Origin of the sequence: Vibrio sp. 10N.239.312.D08 (assembly GCF_041466145.1) — a bacterium.
Lineage (GTDB): Bacteria > Pseudomonadota > Gammaproteobacteria > Enterobacterales > Vibrionaceae > Vibrio > Vibrio crassostreae_C.
This window is the reverse complement of sequence record NZ_JBFSSD010000002.1, coordinates 88,289-106,504: the sequence shown is the minus strand read 5'-3', so window position 1 is coordinate 106,504 and position 18,216 is coordinate 88,289. Positions and strand designations below refer to the sequence as shown.

Sequence of the window (18,216 nt, the reverse complement as noted above, 5' to 3'; positions counted from 1 at the left end):
ATTCCTTCTGTTTCACGTTATATCGTTGTAGTTGTAGTTGTAGTTGTAGTTGTAGTTGTAGTTGTAGTTATCGGTATAGCTGGATTAGTCGCTGGCCATTGCACTGGCAATATCCCAACACAAACGAGCTGCCAATCGAGCCGTTTGGCCATCGACGTCGTAGTCCGGGTTATATTCTGCAATGTCCGAGATAATGAGTTTTTTACTGTGTTGGAAAATCTGTTCTAGAAAAGGAGCGAGTGCTTCATAGCTCACGCCTCTTGCCGCTGGTGCACTTACGCCCGGCGCAGTAGCTGCGGGGAAAACATCGAGATCAATGGTGAGATAGAGATAATCACACTCAGCGATGAATTTTTGTAACTTGATCAGTTGAGCGACTTGATTCACTTGGGTCATGTTGCGGTCGTGTTCATACCACACGCCCAGTTGGTCAGCTTTGTTAAACAGCGCTTTGGTATTGCTGGCGGCACTCACACCAAGACAAGCGTAATGAAACGGCCACTGATGTGTGTGGCAGTAATCACTTATCTGGTTAAATGGTGTGCCTGAGCTTGGCTTTACGTCAGCGATGTCGCTTTCAAATTCACGAAGATCAAAGTGAGCATCAAAGTTAACGATGCCTATCTTAGGTTTGTGATCTGATTGAGTTCTGTGAAGATGCTCAGCTAGGCCTTGGAAAGAAGCCCAAGCGACTTCGTGACCACCGCCAAGGGTAATCACTTTGTTGGTTGCTAAGGCATTGGCAATCACAGAAGCACACTGTTTTTGGCTGACTTCCAATTGACCATCATTGCACTCGATATCACCAAGATCCGCGATGTATGCGTCACTGTGCCAAGCCATATTCGCCAGAGTTTGGCGTATCAAGTTAGGTGCTTGTTTCGCGCCCACGCGTCCTTTATTTCTTGCAACACCGGCGTCGCTGGCAAAGCCTACCAAGGCGATACCACCGTCAGTCAGCTCGTCACTTAACTCGCTACTTTGCACTTGCTTGGTAATGTGATGAACGCGAGTACCGAGTGGGCCATCTTCAAGATCATTACGCCCTGTCCACACAAAGTTATGCATGGTTGTTGCGTTCTCTTGGATAGCGTTGGATTTAGATTGAGTCATGACACACCTCGCCATTAACAATGCGTTTATGCAGGTGCGGAACACCAACTTGATAGCTTAAGTCGGCAGGGTGGTCGATGTTCCAGATAGCCAAATCTGCGGCATAACCGATTTCGACTTTACCTTTGGTTTGTGACTCACCAATGGCAGCCGCAGCGTTACAAGTTACACCACGCAATGCTTCTTCAGGTGTCGTGCCAAACAGGGTGCAGCTCATGTTCATCATCAGGGTTAAATCTGCAAAAGGGGAGGTTCCGGGGTTTAAGTCGGTCGCGATCGCCATTGGAATCTTGTGTTCACGAAGTAGGGCGATAGGCGGCTGTTGAGTCTCTTTCAAGAAGTAGAAAGCACCGGGTAATAAGGTGGCGACTGTGCCTGATTCTGCCAGCGTTTTTACTCCGGTTTCATCAAGGTATTCAACATGGTCGACAGAGAGTGCGCCGTATTTTGCTGCAAGCGCGCTGCCACCCATATTAGAAAGTTGTTCAGTGTGGCCTTTAATCGCCAGCCCATGTACTTTGGCAGCTGCAAAGACGCGTTCGGTTTGTTCTAAGTTGAAGCCGATAGATTCGCAGAACACGTCAACGGCATCGGCGAGCCCTTGCTCTGCAGCTTTAGGAATGATCTCTTGGCAAACCAGATCGATATAGCTGTCCGGTTGCTCTTTGTATTCGGGTGGCACAGCATGTGCTGCAAGGAGAGTGGTCGTGATCTTAATACGGCGATGATTCTCTAACGCTTTGGCTGCGCGTAACATTTTGAGTTCATCATCAAGTGTTAAACCATAGCCAGATTTTACTTCGATGCTGGTTACGCCACTTCTTAGTAGGCCATCAAGTCTCGGTAATGCCATTTCAACCAGCTCAGACTCTTGCGCTGCGCGTGTTGCAGTGACTGTCGCTAGAATGCCGCCGCCTTGTTTGGCGATGTCGGTGTAAGAGATACCATTCAAACGCTGTTCAAATTCGTTGGCACGATTACCCGCAAATACGAGGTGAGTGTGGCAATCAATCAGACCTGGGGTGACGAGCTTGTTCTTGCAATCATAGGTGATGTAATCCTCAGAGTTATCAGTGCTCGGTTGTTCTACCTCAGAAGCAAGTACGCCTTGGTTTGAACAAGAGATGGACACGATTTTACCGCTTTCGATAACGATATCTTGAGGGGAAGAGGGCTGATAACCGTCGGATCCCGAACTCATGGAGACCACTCGTGCGTTTTTGAGGATCAAATTCATAATCACCTAGATCTTTGCTAAACATTAAATGTATATACAAATAAATAGGCTAAACTATGACCCGAATCAAGTTGATGTTGCAAAAATGTGATCGGCGATCAGGATGATGTTCTTTAATCTAGAAGTATCTTGGAGCTTAATTTGTACTTAGAGCCAGGATGGTAGAGCAATGCAAAGCTGATGAGGCGTTCTTTGCTCCATGTTCTTCTATTCAAAAGAAGGCAAGGCTCTGATTCAGATAGCTTTAGTGACGTTCTGATTTGAGAGTCTGGAATAATGGCTTCAACCGTGTGCTCGATAGCACTTAACGGGCAGCTTTTTGAAAGGTATTCATTAGGTGTGGAAGTTGAAAAGTCTTGCTCTAGGTATTTTGGAGCGGCTTGAGAATTCACCCAGCGCGCTTCCAATTGTATCGGCGTGTTGTCAGCAAAGTGTATGATTTCACTATAGAACACCTCTGCGTTAATCATCACACCTAACCGTGTAGCCGTGCTTTCATCAGCCTTGATACTATCGTGCTTGATAACTTGGCTAGTATACGTTTGGCCGCGGTCTTTGATCTCTTGCGCGATGTTGTTGATATCAAGCAGCGGAGATTGCGCTTTTTCGTCGGGTTCACAAACAAAAGTACCAAGCCTTGGCTTCCTAATGAGCTTACCTTCAGACACAAGATCTCGAATGGCTTTATTGACCGTCATTCTACTCACATTGAACTGCTCGGTGAGTTCGAGTTCGGTGGTAATTTGATAACCCACCGGCCAGTGACCATTGGTAATTTTGTCGTCTATGAACTGTTTTATCTGAAGGTAGAGCGGCGCTTTCGACATAATGAAACCTTATTTGACTATACAAATAGAGTAACGGATTTTTTAACGATTTCAACATTTCCTCGGGCAATGTGACCTTATTCAACATAGATGGGGCAAATTGCTTGATTCTGTGAGGCAAGTGTCGCAAATTGTCACGCAATAACTATTCGTAAATCAGATAATTAGAAAGGGAAATAATATGTTTAAGAAATTAAAGGCCTCGTTGGGCATCGGTGCAGCAAAGGTTGATACCGTCTTAGATAATATTGAAGTTTTCCAAGGTGGAGAGTTGTCTGGCAATGTTCACATTGTTGGTGGCGACGTTGAGCAACAAATCGACCTGATTAACTTGGTTCTCAACACAGAAGTAAAAGTCGAAACGGAAGATAGCACCAGCTACGAAACTTTTTCGTTGGGTCGTATTCAAGCGGTAGAACCATTTGTGATCCAACCGGGTGAAACCAAATTGGTGCCGTTCCGTCTTAAGTTAAATGATGAAACACCAGTCACCGCGTTGAACGCACAAATGAACCAATGCCATGTGTGGGTTGAAACCAACCTAGATATCGGCTTTGCGATTGATCCTAAAGACCGTGACTTTATCTCCGTTCATCCACTGCCAACAGTCGCTAAAATTATCCAAGGTGTGGAAGCATCGGGCATGGCAATGGTGAAAGCAGACGTAGAGAAGGGCTTCTTAAAAGGCAACAGCTTTGCTTCTCGTTCGGGCTGTTACCAAGAGATTGAGTTTCGCAGCGGCGGCTTCATGAATAATAAAGAGATCGAGCTGTCATTCATCGTTGAAGGTTCAATGGTTCACTGCCTAGCAGAAATCGACCGCTCAATGAGCTTCCGTGGCGACCAATACATCTCATTCAGCTTACCTGCTAATGCGGCCGACTCAGACATTCGCAACGCTGTATCAAGAATCATGAGTGCGTAGTTCCCTTTCTGTTAGTAGTCGCTTTTTCTATTAATAGAGACAAGACAGTACGATTTCTATAGCCGAACTTATCCGTTCGGCTTTTTTGTATTGTAGATAAAGCCAACGAATTACTGATTGAACTATGGGTTAGGCGTTAGAAGGATCTATATAGAAGAGACATTTCAGTCATATAGTTTTGTGGTGCTGCGGGACTAACATTGTCATTTCATATTATTTCGTTACAATGTTCGGCTACTCACAGATGTGGCATCTGTATTTGCTTCTATGTGGGTATATTTATTATGCATATATCCCCAATCAGCGTACTCGTTGATTGAAAGACATATATTAAACATTTTCATGTGTTGCTTGGTGTGCAACACCACTGTAAAGGACAAATAATGCCAATTATTACTCTTCCTGACGGTAGTCAGCGTCAATTTGACAACCCTGTATCAACTCTAGATGTTGCCCTATCAATCGGTCCTGGTCTTGCGAAAGCTACCATTGCTGGTCGTGTAGACGGCGAGCGTGTTGATGCTTGTGATCTTATCGAAAACGATGCAAGCCTAGAAATCATCACAGCTAAAGATGAAGTTGATGGCCTTGAAATCGTTCGTCACTCTTGTGCTCACCTTTTAGGCCACGCGGTTAAGCAGCTTTTTCCAGAAGCGAAAATGGCGATCGGTCCTACTATCGATAACGGTTTCTACTACGATATCGATCTTGAGCACTCTCTAACGCAAGACGATCTAGAAAAGATCGAAAAGCGCATGAAAGAGCTAGCGAAGACCAAATACCAGGTTGTTAAGAAGAAAGTTAGCTGGCAGGAAGCGCGCGACGCATTCGAAGCTCGCGGCGAGACTTACAAGATTGAAATCTTGGACGAGAACGTTTCTAAAGATGATCGTCCAGGCCTGTACCATCACGAAGAATACATCGATATGTGTCGTGGTCCACACGTGCCTAACATGAGCTTCTGCCAGCACTTCACTCTACTTAACGTAGCGGGTGCATACTGGCGTGGTAACAGTGACAACAAGATGCTTCAACGTATCTACGGCACTGCATTCCACGACAAGAAGGCACTTAAAGCTCACCTTGTGCGCCTAGAAGAAGCGGCTAAACGTGACCACCGTAAAATCGGTAAAGCGCTTGACCTATTCCACATGCAGCAAGAAGCACCAGGCATGGTGTTCTGGCACCACAACGGTTGGACTATCTTCCGTGAGCTAGAAGTATTTATTCGTCAAAAACTGACTGAGTACGATTACCAAGAAGTTAAAGGCCCATTAATGATGGACCGTGTTCTTTGGGAACGCTCTGGTCACTGGGATAAGTACGCTGAAGCGATGTTCACTACTTCTTCAGAGAACCGTGAATACGCTATCAAGCCAATGAACTGTCCTGGTCACGTTCAAATCTTCAACCAAGGTTTGAAATCTTACCGTGATCTACCGCTACGTATGGCTGAGTTCGGCTCATGTCACCGTAACGAGCCGTCTGGCGCACTTCACGGCATTATGCGTGTTCGTGGCTTCACTCAAGATGATGCTCACGTATTCTGTACTGAAGACCAAGTTCAACAAGAAGTTAAAGCTTGTATTGAAATGGTTTACGATACTTACACAACTTTCGGCTTCGAAAGCATCGTTGTTAAGCTATCTACTCGTCCAGAACAGCGTGTAGGTTCAGACGAAATGTGGGACCGTGCAGAGGCTGACCTTAAGCAAGCGCTAGAGGCAATGGACATTGCATACGAGATTCAAGAAGGCGAGGGTGCGTTCTACGGACCTAAGATTGAATTTACTTTGCATGATTGTTTGGACCGCGCTTGGCAATGTGGTACAGTGCAGCTCGATTTTGCATTACCAGAACGTTTAGGTGCTACTTACGTAGGTGAAGATAACGAGCGTCACACGCCAGTTATGATCCACCGCGCGATTTTAGGTTCACTAGAACGCTTCATTGGTATTCTTATTGAAGAATACGCTGGCTTCTTCCCAACGTGGTTGGCGCCAGAACAAGCAGTTGTAATGGGCATTACAGACAAACAGTCTGAATATGTACAAGAAATTACGAAAAAACTGCAAAAAAGTGGATTTAGAGTCAAAGCAGACTTGAGAAATGAGAAGATTGGCTTTAAAATCCGCGAACATACTTTGAAACGTGTACCGTTCATGCTTGTGTGTGGTGACCAAGAAATGGAAGCCGGCGCAATTGCAGTACGTACACGTAAAGGTAAGGACCTTGGCAAATTTAAAGTGGATGACTTTATTTCATACATCCAAGCCGAGGTTTCAAGCCGTAAGCTCAATCTGGAGGAATAGCTATTAAAGGCGGAAGACGTGGCCAACAACCGGCCAAACAAAACCAGCACCGTTTAAACGGTGACATTCGTGGCGTTCGTGAAGTGCGTCTAACTGGCGCAGACGGCGAAGCTGTTGGTGTAGTATCAATCGCTGAAGCGATGGAAGCTGCAAATGAAGCTGGTATGGATCTTGTAGAGATCAGCCCTAACGCCGAGCCGCCAGTTTGTCGTGTGATGGACTACGGTAAGTTCCTCTTCGAGAAGAGCAAAGCTGCGAAAGAGCAGAAGAAGAAGCAAAAGCAGGTTCAGATCAAGGAAATTAAATTCCGACCTGGAACTGATATTGGAGACTATCAGGTAAAACTACGCAACCTGACTGGTTTCCTAGAAGACGGCAACAAAGTGAAGGTAACAATTCGCTTCCGTGGCCGCGAAATGGCTCACCAAGAAATCGGTGTTGACGTTCTTAATCGTTTGAAAGCGGATACTGAAGAATTTGCAGTAGTCGAATCTTTCCCAACGAGAATTGAAGGTCGCCAGATGATCATGGTGTTGGCCCCTAAAAAGAAGTAATTAACGGCTTTGCAAGTAATTGAACCCTGCAGCCTCAGGTTGCGGGGTTTTATTCGCCCTAATTACTATGTTATTAACAACTCAACAATGCGGAGTTATTCATCATGCCTAAGATGAAAACCAACAAAGGTGCTGCTAAGCGTTTCCAGAAAACTGCTGGTGGTATTAAGTTTAAGCACGCTGGTAAACGTCACATCCTGACTAAGCGTACTACTAAGAACAAGCGTCAGCTACGTCCGAACTCGATCCTTCCTAAATGTGAAGTTGCTCAAGTTCTACGTATGATGCCATACGCTTAATTCTTTTTAGTTTATAAATTCGTTTAGTTTAGGAGAAGCATAATGCCTCGCGTAAAACGTGGTGTACAAGCTCGTGCACGTCATAAGAAAGTTCTAAAACAAGCTAAAGGTTACTACGGAGCACGTTCACGTGTTTACCGCGTAGCTTTCCAAGCAGTTACCAAAGCTGGTCAATACGCTTACCGTGACCGTCGCAACAAGAAACGTCAATTCCGTCAACTTTGGATTGCACGTATCAACGCGGCATCTCGTCAAAATGGTCTATCTTACAGCCGTTTCATCAATGGCCTAAAGAAAGCATCTATCGAGATCGACCGTAAGATTCTTGCTGACATCGCAGTATTCGACAAAGCAGCATTTGCTGTTCTAGTTGAAAAAGCGAAAGCATCTCTATAATTTAGAGTTAGCTTAAAGGTTTAAGAAAAGGAGAACTTCGGTTCTCCTTTTTTATTGCCTGTAATTTGGCTTTGCCATACTCTCTCGCATCTCGCATCTCGCATCTCGCATCTCGCATCTCGCATCTCGCATCTCGCATCCCGCACCTAATTTTTATTCGCTTGAACACGCATTCTGGTATATAAACATTTACCTAACCTTTAAATGTAAAGCGACCGAAATAAATGACCGCACCGACCACTATGACGTTCTTCGAACGTTTTGAAACTGACATCCTATCTGGCAAGAAGACGATTACTATTCGTGATGAATCTGAGCGAGACTACCAGCCAGGCAGTGTTGTGGAAGTATCGACGCTAGAGCAAGACCGTGTGTTCTGTAATCTTAAGATCATCAGCGTTGAGCCAATTTTGTTTGATGACTTAGGTGAGTTCCATGCTCAGCAAGAGAACATGACGCTGCAAGTACTGAAAGACGTGATTCAAGATATCTATCCAGGTATCTCTCAGCTGTATGTGGTTTCTTACGAGCTTGTGTAGCCCGCTTTAAATAGAATTGGTTGATCAATACCGCGTCTAACGCAGAGCAATGAGAAAGAGAAGTCACAATGAATGAATTACAGAATGAAACAGTTCAGAAAATTTTGCTCCAACTTTATTGTCGTGAGCAAACTGAGCAGCCGTTAATTTCTAGAACTGATCTCAACATTGCTCTTTATGATAGCGAAGGCTTTCTAGCGTGGCGTGATACCAAGCGTGACTTCATTGTCAGTGATATCGAGAATCGAGTTTGGGTGAAGAGCTGTCCCGGCGGTTACATCACTGAAGTGCACTTCAATGCTGACGGTTCTTTGATTGAATATCGTTTGTTCGACCGATTTGAAACAACAGGGCAGTGGCAACTAAAAGATGGTTTGTTACACGTCGAGATTCTGAAGGGTGAGAACCGCTACCAGTTTGCTGTTGTGGCTCGTGCTGATCTAAATATTCACTCTGCAGTGGAATATAAAAATGGTGAGCTGCACTCGTATCTGAAATTGGTGCAGGCTGAGCGTTAATCCCTTTTAGCCAACCTTGCTTGTCCATTAAAATTAGTGATATTCCAAGAACAACAAAGCCAACAGTGATGTTGGCTTTGTTGTTTTCAATTCGACCGAGTACTTCTAATCAACGCGCTATTAAGCTATTAAGCCATTAAGCTTTGAAGTTCGCTAGTTGACTATAAAGCTCGCTGTCTTGATCTTGCTTTGCACAAATCGTCAGTAGGTCTTCAATAAAGTACTTTAATGCGCGAGCTTCGATACGACGAATGCCTTGTTGCTGCTCTTCAGTTAGGTAGCCGTAGATAGTTGCCGCTCCAAAGTCGCCAAAGATCATCTGACCTTTTTCGTTCACTAAAGTGTTGTGAGCGTATAGATCACCATGACAGACTTTGTTGGCATGAAGGTGTTCAAACACATCAACCATCTGTTCGGTAATGCTATTAATCTGAGTAATTGAAAGCTCAAAGCCTTCATTGAACGTATCGCGAGTACAGCTTTCAAGAGTAGGGGGTAAGCCTAGGTTGTAATAGTTGCTTGGGATAAGCTCCATCACTAATGCGAGATAGTCTGGTTCATCGACTTGAGCTATCGACTTCACTAGGTTGCTATGATGACCAGCCTGCAAACAAGCTTCGAGCTCATCGTGTGGGTAGCCGTCGCTTGTTACTTCACCTTTAAATACTTTTACAGCGACTTCCTGTGGGAAATCAAAATCGCCGTTCAACCAGTTAGCATGTGAAATTACGCCAGATGCCCCCTGACCAAGTACTTGATTCAGTGAGTAGCATTGCGAGCTTACAGCAGGCACGCTATCTAAGCTGCTCGGGTGTTTGCAAAACGGGTTACCCGCAAATGCTAGCCAAGCCAGCTTTGGTAGCTTAATAAGGAACTCAGGGAATTCAGTCAACTGGTTTGCAGACAGGCGAACCAGTTCAAGGTTGGATAGGCTTTCCATGCTTTCTGGTAACACGCGAATCTTGTTACCCGCCAATGCCAGTTTCTGTAGTCGTGGTCTTTCACCTAGTGAGCTTGGCAGAATCTCAATCTCATTGTCGGTCAGGATTAACCAACGTAGTTGAGTAGGCAGAGACTGCTCGCTAACGGTTTTGATTTGGTTGGTTTTAAAGCCAACCATTTCGAGCTTAGGAAGTGACCCTAGAACATCAGGCAGGTGCGTAAACAGGTTATTCGACGCGAAGATGATACGCAGGTTAGTCAGCTGTGATAACTCGGCTGGTAGGTCTGACAGCTGATTACCTGAAAGGTCTAGGATCTCAAGAGAATCTGCAAGCTCTATGATTTCTAGAGGAAACTCGGTGAGACTTTCTGACAGTTTTAAGCGCTTAATACCTTTAAGTTGCCCTGATTTTAATTGTTCTAGAGTATGCAAACCTTAGCCTTATGAATAGATGTTCGAGGCGCGTAGTTTACTTGTCTCAATCAAGAAAGGCGAGTATCCGGAAGAATACTAGCCTAACTAAACTAAGTGAACGAATTTACGAAGGTTAAAGCTGTATATGGTTTTGGCTAACGCCGACCTCCTCAACAAAATCGCTATCATGACTGACCAAGATGAATGCACCCTGGTATTCACGTAAAGCGGACGCCAATATTTGCTTCGAGTCTATGTCCAAGTGATTGTCTGGTTCATCAAGCAAAAGAAGTGGGGCATCCTGTTTATGGCTGACAATCAACATCGCCAATTTCATTTTCTCGCCACCACTGAGGTGAGCGACTTTGCGATATACAGACTCTCGCCTGAATCCAATTCCCGCTAGCAGGGTTCGCGCGTCACTTTCTGTCATGCCGCAGCTATGTGTCATCAGGCTATCGAACATGGTGTTGTGGGTATCTAGCAAACCAAAGTGTTGATCAAGGTATACGGTCGCCCCTAAGCGTTTGATGGTGCCAGTGTAGTTCGTGTGCTCGTTGTGAATCGCTTTCAACAGTGTCGATTTACCACAGCCGTTTGCACCGCTTAGATAACACCGTTCACCTTGCGACATAGAGAAGTTGATGGGAGCGCCAGAACCAAAACTCATATGGCAATCTTCAACGGTTAATAGCGAGTTCTTTTTACTGTTATTACCCTGTTTAAGATATAACGCTTGTGGTTTTAGTTGTTCCTTTTGTTCTTTAAGAGATTGAAGCCTATCTTGGTTTTGCTCCTTTAAGTTACTTTGGCTAGTGGCTGATGCTCCTAGGGTTCGTCCTGCTTTGTCTTTCATCGCATCCAGTAAGATCTTGGGTTGGCTACCTGACTTTCTGAGTCGGTTTCCCTGAGATTCTCGCTGCTGCGCCTTTTCCTTGTTGGCTTGAGCTTGACGCTCGAGTCGTTTCTTTTCGGACTGATGATGCGCGATCTGTTTGTTGAGCGCTTCGCTTTGGCTAGACACTTGTTTGAAGTAATCATCATAATTTCCTTTATAGAAACGTACGCCCAAGCTATTTAGATGGTAGATCCCGTCCATTTGTCTCAATAATCTTCGATCATGGCTGACGACAAGCACTTTGCCTTCAAACAACTGGCACTGTTCGAGTACCCAATTGCGTCCATCGTTATCCAAATGGTTCGAAGGCTCATCGAGGATCAGTATGTCGTTATTTGATACGAATAGCCGATGAAGCTGTAACAGGGCAAGTTGCCCACCACTCAAAGAGCAACAAAGCGTGTTCAAATCACTAGTGATTTTGAGTGTACCTAGCAACTGCTGGGTACGTGTCTCTAAATCCCAATCATCTCCAACGATATTGAAGTGCTGCAGTTCGCAGCTACCTTGCTCTATCGCTTTTAATACATCTAACTTTTCGGTGAGCCCTAAGAAGTCAGCGATGGTGGTGGCGGAATCCAGTAGCGTTGATGGCAACTGAGAGTAAAAGCCGATCGAACCTTGGCGCGAAATACTGCCTGTTGTGGGCTGTTTTTGCCCGATCAGTAACGAAAGAAGTAGTGACTTTCCAGCCCCATTCCTTCCGACTAGGCCGGTGAGGCGAGTGCTCAAATTAAAGGTGATGTCTTTGAATAACCACTCACCAGTATCGAGTTGGAATGAGAGATTGTTGGCTAATATAGTAGGCATAAAAATACCTCCCTTTACGTGTAAACGAGTAAAAGGGGTGAGGCGCTTTTTCTATATAGAACCCTACATAGAATTCTATGTATAGATCGCCAAAGACGTTACTTAGGTAGCGTACCAATCAAAGATAGGAAATAGAGTGCTGATCTGATTTCTGTCTTTAACGTACTGATCTTAAAGATGTAGCTTGTCAAAAAACGGATCTTTAAGAGCTTGATTTGTCGCGAAAATAGATGACGAAGTAACGCCCACTAACCCCGAGTGTCCAAATGATTTTTATAAAAATAAATCGGATGTCAGGATGTTAGTACTTCATTATGGCGTTATTCTCTTTTGAAATGATGGTGGGATGGTACTGAAAGAAAGTACTCTGAGTCAATATGTTGAGGTGATTAAATTGTGTTCAAATAATTAAAGCGTCTGTGTGGCGCTTTAGTGATCATTATTGGAGGTAAGTTGAGTCTAGAACTTATATCTTTGGGTTTAGAGCTTAGAGCTTAGAGCTTAGAGCTTAGAGCCTTGGGCTTAAAGCTAAAGCTACTTGTTTTGCCCACCAACGGCGCGCCAACACATATCAAAGCTATCGTTGATGTACTTCGATGTTTGCTCTGGTGGAGACTCACTTTGTTCAATCAGCCAGTTTGCACAAATCAGAAAGTGGCTATGGATGAAGTGCCTCACAAGGTTAATGTCTAACACCATTAATTCACCATCCTCTTGCCCTTTCAAAATGATCTCGTCTAACGATGCGAACATCTGTGAAACAATCATTTCTCGAGTTTGAGTCGTTGGGTCGAAATGAACATTGGTGAAGAACTTCATCGCAAGCGGATTTTCTAGTGCCCATTCAATCCCAGTGATCCACATGAACTTAAAGGCTTGATAGAGATCCTGCTCAGCAATATCAGTGTGTTGTTGAAGGGTAGAGAATAGCTCCAACTTCAGCTCGCGAAACAGTTCATCAATCAATAGAGATTTGTTTTCGAAGTGGTGGAACAGCGTCGCTTTCGCCACACCAGCTGTTTTCGCTATTTGTCCAGTAGATGTGCCCTCTAGCCCCTGTTGAGAGAATAGCAAGAGTGCAGCATCTAGGATTTTTTGTCTTTTGGTGATCATCTATTGAGTACTTTGAACATCAGTTTCTTGATTGGGTTGTTGTAAGGAGGATGCATTAACTTGGTGAAGTTGATTTTTCCTCTGCTTAGAACGGTTTTGGCATGGCTAAAGGTCTTGAAGCCTTCAATGCCGTGATAGTGTCCCATGCCTGAAGGGCCAATGCCACCGAACGGCGCGTCTTCTGCTGCCACATGCACTAGCGAGTCGTTAATACAAACACCGCCAGAGTGCGTGTCTGATAAAAGCTTGTCTTGGGTTTCTTTATTATGGCTCATTAGGTACAGAGCCAGTGGGCGTTCTCTCTCTGTGATGTAATTGATTGCTTCTTCGATGGAATCATAAGGCACGATAGGCAAAACAGGACCAAACAGCTCTTCTTGCATCGCGAGCATCTCATCGTTCACTTCGGTGAGAAGGTGCGGCGTCATTCTGTGGTTTACATCGTCTTGTGCTTGTTCGGTTACCGTGTGAATAACCGCGCCTTTGGCTTGTGCGTCTTCAATGACACCTTTCAAGCGATTGTATTGGCGCATGTTGATCACTGAGGTTAAGTCTTTGCTCTCAATACCGGCTTTATAAAGCTTCTTGAAATAACGCTTATAGGCTGTGATGAACTCGTCTGATTTTTCTCGCGGCAATAAGATGTAATCAGGCGCTACACATATCTGGCCAGCGTTTAGACTCTTGGCAAACAAGATACGTTCAACAGCGTCAGCCACATCAAAGTCAGGGGCAATGATGGTTGGAGATTTGCCGCCTAATTCCAAGGTAACTGGTGTTAAGTTGTTAGCCGCTGCTCTCATAACGTGTTTACCCACAGCGGTTGAGCCTGTGAAAAGGATATGGTCAAACGGCAGTTGGCTAAATTTAGCGGAAACGTCAGCTTCGCCTTCGATAATCGCAACCTGATCTTCACTAAAGCCTTCGGCCAACATCGCTTTTAAAACTCGGTTGGTCGCTGGAGTAAACTCCGACATCTTGAGCATCGCCGTGTTGCCCGCTGCTAACGCTGTGATCAGAGGGCCTAAAGAGAGCATGACTGGGAAGTTCCAAGGCACGATGATACCAACCACACCTACTGGCTGATAATGCACAGTAATCTTGGCTGGTGTTAGCATCAAGCCGGCTTTTCGACGTGAAGGCTTCAACCACTTCTTCAGGTTTTTATCACTGTAATTGATCTGGTGTAGGGAAGGGGTGATGTCAGCAATTAAGCTGTCGTGCTCTGCTCGATGGCCATAATCTTCTGATACCGCTTCAATTAACTGCTCTTGGTAGCGCATTAATAGTTTTTTCAAGACTGAGAGATCATTTCGTCTCTGATCAAGTGTTGGATTAACGTTGTTACGGTAGTGATCTTGTTGTCGGTTGAATATTTGATCCATGTCGTTGGTGCTCGACGTGTTTGGTTCAAGGTCTAGATTATGGCTCATAGTATCCCCTAAATTCGAAGGCTGACCGATTGGTTGGTCAGTTAAAATTACAAGAAGATTGAACCGAATACAAGATATGCGCGAGAAAAGTTCAAAAATTGAGCGGTTACAACATTGAAGTGAGCGAGTTCTAGTAGGAAGAATGAAGTGTTTACCGGCATCGAATCGCGGGACACAAGCTGTGTTGGTGATAGCGAGAGTTCAGATTGTGAAGTGCTTATATTTGTCACAACTCTGACTTAACCTCACTCAATTTACTAAAAATCTTTTGGTTTCTGCACATTTTTTCTCCCTAATTTAATGTGAGAAATTGCTTTATATTTAATGCGCTTCAGCCTGTTTTTTACCCTAAAACCTTGTAATTCCTTACCTGTCATTTTAAGTCGATCTGTCGATAAAAAAACGTAATCGTCACCACAAATATCAATGGTTGGACTCGCTCTTAATAATATCGGTTAATGCAGCCAACAAATCGTTTTTGAACGCTTTTTGTTGGGTTATACCTCGCTATTCCAAAGAGGTATCTTCTGTCGATGGCCCTATAGTGTGAGGTCTCTAGAATTGGAAAATTCGGTTAATTTGGAACGCATCCGTGCTGAGTATAATGTAAAGCACTGGAGCCAAGGTTTTTATGGAATTGATGATAACGGTGAGGTGTATGTTTCACCGAGCGAGACGGATCATCAAGTCCCACTAAGTAAGATCGTAAAACAGTTAGAGCAAAGAAATATTGGTTTGCCTGCTCTTGTGCGTTTTCCTCAAATCGTGCATCAACGTGTGCACAATATCTGTAACGCATTCAACCAAGCGATCGACGAATATCAGTACGATAACCGTTACCTACTTGTTTACCCGATTAAAGTTAACCAACAAAAAGAAGTGGTTGACGAGATCTTAGCGAGCCAAGCTCAATTAGAGCAGAAGCAGCTTGGTTTAGAGGCGGGCAGCAAGCCTGAACTATTAGCGGTATTGGCACTGGCTCAAAAAGCGAGCTCGGTGATCGTGTGTAACGGTTACAAAGACAGAGAATACATCCGTCTTGCTCTTATTGGCGAAAAGCTGGGTCATAAAGTATTTATCGTTCTAGAGAAGCTATCTGAGCTTGATCTTGTTCTTTCTGAAGCGAAAGCGCTTGGCGTGAAACCTCGTTTAGGTTTACGTATTCGTCTTGCATCTCAAGGTGCAGGTAAATGGCAAGCAAGTGGTGGCGAGAAGTCGAAATTCGGTTTGTCTGCATCACAAGTATTGACCGTTATTGAACGCTTGAAAGCAGAAGACCAGCTAGATGTTCTAGAGCTAGTACACTTCCACCTTGGCTCGCAAATGGCAAACATTCGTGACGTGCGAAATGGTGTGAGTGAAGCGGCTCGTTTCTACTGTGAACTGCGTGATATTGGCGCTCAACTGAAGTTCTTAGATGTTGGTGGTGGCTTGGCAGTCGATTACGACGGCACGCGTAGCCAATCTTCAAACTCAATGAATTACGGCTTGCTTGAGTACGCTCGTAACATCGTGATGACAGTAGGGGATATTTGTAAACTCTACAATCAGCCACAACCTGTGATTATTTCGGAGTCTGGTCGCTCACTGACTGCGCACCATGCTGTGTTGATCACCAACGTGATTGGTACTGAAAGCTACTCACCGGAAGATATGGCTGCGCCAGAAGCAGACGCACCACTGTTGCTAAACAACATGTGGAAGAACTTCTTGGAGTTAGATGCAGGTAATGATGACCGCGCGCTGATTGAGATCTACAACGACACGCAAAGTGATATCGCAGAAGCACACAACCAATTTGCGACAGGCATGCTGAACCTTCAGCACCGTGCTTGGGCAGAACAGATGTCTTTGCGTATTAACTATGAACTTAGCTCTCGTATGAGTACTAAGAACCGCTACCACCGTCCAATCTTGGATGAGTTGAGTGAGCGTTTGGCTGATAAGTTTTTCGTGAACTTCTCTTTGTTCCAATCGTTGCCAGATGCTTGGGGTATCGATCAGGTGTTCCCTGTATTGCCTCTAAGTGGTTTGGACAATGCGGACGAGCGACGCGCGGTAGTACTGGATATCACATGTGATTCTGACGGTACGATCGATCAGTATGTTGACGGCCAGGGCATTGAAACAACGTTGCCAGTTCCAGCATGGAATCCAGACGAACCTTACCTGATGGGCTTTTTCTTAGTAGGCGCATACCAAGAGATCTTGGGTGATATGCATAACCTATTTGGTGATACGCACAGTGTGGTGGTGAACGTTGATGAGAGCGGAGAAGCGAACATTGACTACATCAACGAAGGCGACACGGTTGAAGACATGATGCGTTATGTTCATATCGATATGGACCTAATTCGTCAGAACTACAAAGAATTGGTAACGGCGAAAGTACCAGCGCAAGAGCAGCAAAGCGTACTTGAAGAGTTAGAGCAAGGCTTGATGGGTTACACCTATCTTGAGGATTTTTAATGAACGATCTATTTACGAAACCAGATTACTCGTTGTACTCCAATGCGATGACGTTTATGCGTCGTCCATTGGTGCAAAACCCAATCGACAACGATGCTGATGTGGTTGTGTTGGGCGCGCCGTTAGATATGGCGACGTCTGGTCGACCAGGTGCACGTATGGGCCCTGATGCGATTCGTCGTGCGTCAGTAAACTTGGCGTGGGAAGGTAAAAAATTCCCTTGGGACTTCAATGTATTTGAACATACCTCTGTGATTGATGCTGGCGATCTTGTGTTTGATTGCGGTGACGCAGAAGACCTAACTCAGCGTTTGGAAGTTGCAGCTGATGCGATTTTAAGCAGTGGAAAAACATTGCTTGGTTTAGGTGGTGATCACTTCATTACATTGCCTTTGCTAAGAGCATACGGCAAGAAGTACGGTGAGATGGCGTTGATCCACTTCGATGCACATACAGACACCTACAACCAAGGCAGCCGTTACGACCACGGCACCATGTTCTACCATGCGCCAAATGAAGGTTTAATTTCGCCTGAACATTCAGTGCAAATTGGTATTCGTACAGAGTACAAGCAGGAAGGACACGGCTTTAACGTTATTAACGCGATGCAAGCGAACGACATGAGTGTGGACGATATCATTGCTCAAGTGAAAGGTATTGTTGGTGATAAGCCAGTTTACCTAACGTTTGATATCGATTGTCTGGATCCTGCTTTTGCTCCGGGTACCGGCACACCAGTATGTGGTGGTTTGAACTCAGATAAAGTGCTCAAAATCATCCGTGGCTTACAGGGTATCAACATGGTTGGTATGGACGTTGTAGAAGTGTCTCCTGCCTATGACCAAAGCGAAATTACGGCATTGGCTGGTGCAACTATCGCACTTGAGCTGCTTTATGTTTGGACGGCAAATCGCCTCGCTAAATCATAGTGTTTGATTGTTAAAAGCGTAACGCTACATACTGATTTTAAAGCCCACTAAGTTTCAACTTAGTGGGCTTTTTTGTTTTGCCGAGCAACAAAAATTCTATTCTCGCATCTCAGTAAGTAGTCTTTTCTTGGCTGTGAACTAATAGGCTAAAAGGCTCGTATTCTACGGTCTATCTCATGATTGGTGAGCGAAAAATCATCACATTGATTCTGAGAGGTGTCTCAAAGATGGGACTTGCCTCTGCTTTACTAAGGATGCAGAGCTTACCGCTATTAATGCCCTGTATTCGCTAATGATTTATCAACTTTGTTACTGTATATATTTATAAAACGAAGATGTGTATTTATATTGCGCGCTCATTTGCATATTAATCAGCATCCTACTAACTTTTGACTAGGGTTTTTAAGCCTTGAAAGAATACTTGGATTTGCGAAAAGATGTCTCTTCGCACAGACATGGCATTTTTTATGGGGAAGACTAGGCTTAA

At 44.6% G+C, this 18,216-nt stretch carries 16 protein-coding genes; 9 read left to right on the top strand and 7 right to left on the bottom strand.

Annotated elements, in window-relative coordinates:
* Positions 1–84: 84 nt before the first annotated feature.
* From hutG to hutC, 3 genes are all read right to left on the bottom strand, one after another.
* Positions 85–1,113 carry a formimidoylglutamase gene (gene hutG, locus AB6D58_RS02150; RefSeq protein WP_372156406.1) on the bottom strand — a complete coding sequence of 343 codons (1,029 nt, stop codon included), beginning with the start codon at positions 1,111–1,113 and terminating at the stop codon, positions 85–87.
* Positions 1,100–2,350 (bottom strand): imidazolonepropionase, encoded by a 1,251-nt coding sequence (hutI, locus tag AB6D58_RS02145; RefSeq protein ID WP_372156405.1) that lies wholly within the window; start codon positions 2,348–2,350, stop codon positions 1,100–1,102. Before hutI ends, hutG begins: the two co-directional genes overlap by 14 nt.
* A gap of 113 nt (positions 2,351–2,463) precedes the next feature.
* Positions 2,464–3,177 (bottom strand): histidine utilization repressor, encoded by a 714-nt coding sequence (gene hutC / locus AB6D58_RS02140; RefSeq protein WP_017070233.1) that lies wholly within the window; start codon positions 3,175–3,177, stop codon positions 2,464–2,466.
* A gap of 181 nt (positions 3,178–3,358) precedes the next feature.
* On the opposite strand from hutC, the gene AB6D58_RS02135 reads away from it, so the two are divergent.
* From AB6D58_RS02135 to AB6D58_RS02105, 7 genes are all read left to right on the top strand, one after another.
* Positions 3,359–4,102, top strand: coding sequence for a sporulation protein (locus tag AB6D58_RS02135; RefSeq protein WP_016789246.1), 744 nt, complete (start codon positions 3,359–3,361; stop codon positions 4,100–4,102).
* A 383-nt stretch (positions 4,103–4,485) separates the two neighbouring features.
* Positions 4,486–6,414: a threonine--tRNA ligase gene (gene thrS / locus AB6D58_RS02130; RefSeq protein WP_372156404.1), complete on the top strand. Its 1,929-nt coding sequence runs from the start codon at positions 4,486–4,488 to the stop codon at positions 6,412–6,414.
* A 2-nt stretch (positions 6,415–6,416) separates the two neighbouring features.
* Complete coding sequence (gene infC, locus AB6D58_RS02125; protein ID WP_076654893.1) at positions 6,417–6,968, top strand: translation initiation factor IF-3; 552 nt, start codon at positions 6,417–6,419, stop codon at positions 6,966–6,968.
* A 104-nt stretch (positions 6,969–7,072) separates the two neighbouring features.
* Positions 7,073–7,267 carry a 50S ribosomal protein L35 gene (rpmI, locus tag AB6D58_RS02120; RefSeq protein WP_004738430.1) on the top strand — a complete coding sequence of 65 codons (195 nt, stop codon included), beginning with the start codon at positions 7,073–7,075 and terminating at the stop codon, positions 7,265–7,267.
* Between the two features lie 42 nt (positions 7,268–7,309).
* On the top strand, positions 7,310–7,663 hold the full coding sequence (gene rplT / locus AB6D58_RS02115; RefSeq protein WP_004733517.1) for a 50S ribosomal protein L20: 354 nt from the start codon (positions 7,310–7,312) through the stop codon (positions 7,661–7,663).
* A gap of 224 nt (positions 7,664–7,887) precedes the next feature.
* Entirely contained in the window at positions 7,888–8,202 is a 315-nt protein-coding gene (yqfB, locus tag AB6D58_RS02110) for a N(4)-acetylcytidine aminohydrolase (protein WP_017063603.1), read from the top strand.
* Positions 8,203–8,270: 68 nt separating this feature from the next.
* A complete protein-coding gene (locus tag AB6D58_RS02105; RefSeq protein WP_102320512.1) occupies positions 8,271–8,720 on the top strand; it encodes a hypothetical protein in 450 nt (149 codons plus the stop codon).
* A gap of 136 nt (positions 8,721–8,856) precedes the next feature.
* Here AB6D58_RS02105 and AB6D58_RS02100 read toward each other — a convergent pair whose 3' ends face one another.
* From AB6D58_RS02100 to AB6D58_RS02085, 4 genes are all read right to left on the bottom strand, one after another.
* Positions 8,857–10,095: a leucine-rich repeat-containing protein kinase family protein gene (locus AB6D58_RS02100; RefSeq protein WP_372156403.1), complete on the bottom strand. Its 1,239-nt coding sequence runs from the start codon at positions 10,093–10,095 to the stop codon at positions 8,857–8,859.
* Positions 10,096–10,210: 115 nt separating this feature from the next.
* Positions 10,211–11,785 (bottom strand): ABC-F family ATP-binding cassette domain-containing protein, encoded by a 1,575-nt coding sequence (locus tag AB6D58_RS02095; protein WP_372156402.1) that lies wholly within the window; start codon positions 11,783–11,785, stop codon positions 10,211–10,213.
* A 534-nt stretch (positions 11,786–12,319) separates the two neighbouring features.
* The gene (locus tag AB6D58_RS02090; protein WP_372156401.1) at positions 12,320–12,898 is read right to left on the bottom strand and encodes a TetR/AcrR family transcriptional regulator; all 579 of its coding nucleotides are present in this window, start codon (positions 12,896–12,898) and stop codon (positions 12,320–12,322) included.
* Complete coding sequence (locus AB6D58_RS02085; protein ID WP_372097729.1) at positions 12,895–14,331, bottom strand: coniferyl aldehyde dehydrogenase; 1,437 nt, start codon at positions 14,329–14,331, stop codon at positions 12,895–12,897. Before AB6D58_RS02085 ends, AB6D58_RS02090 begins: the two co-directional genes overlap by 4 nt.
* Positions 14,332–14,892: 561 nt before the next feature.
* On the opposite strand from AB6D58_RS02085, the gene speA reads away from it, so the two are divergent.
* Positions 14,893–16,800 carry an arginine decarboxylase gene (gene speA / locus AB6D58_RS02080; RefSeq protein WP_032500248.1) on the top strand — a complete coding sequence of 636 codons (1,908 nt, stop codon included), beginning with the start codon at positions 14,893–14,895 and terminating at the stop codon, positions 16,798–16,800.
* Positions 16,800–17,729, top strand: a complete 930-nt coding sequence (gene speB, locus AB6D58_RS02075; protein WP_372156400.1) for an agmatinase — start codon at positions 16,800–16,802, stop codon at positions 17,727–17,729. Before speA ends, speB begins: the two co-directional genes overlap by 1 nt.
* Positions 17,730–18,216: the final 487 nt, after the last annotated feature.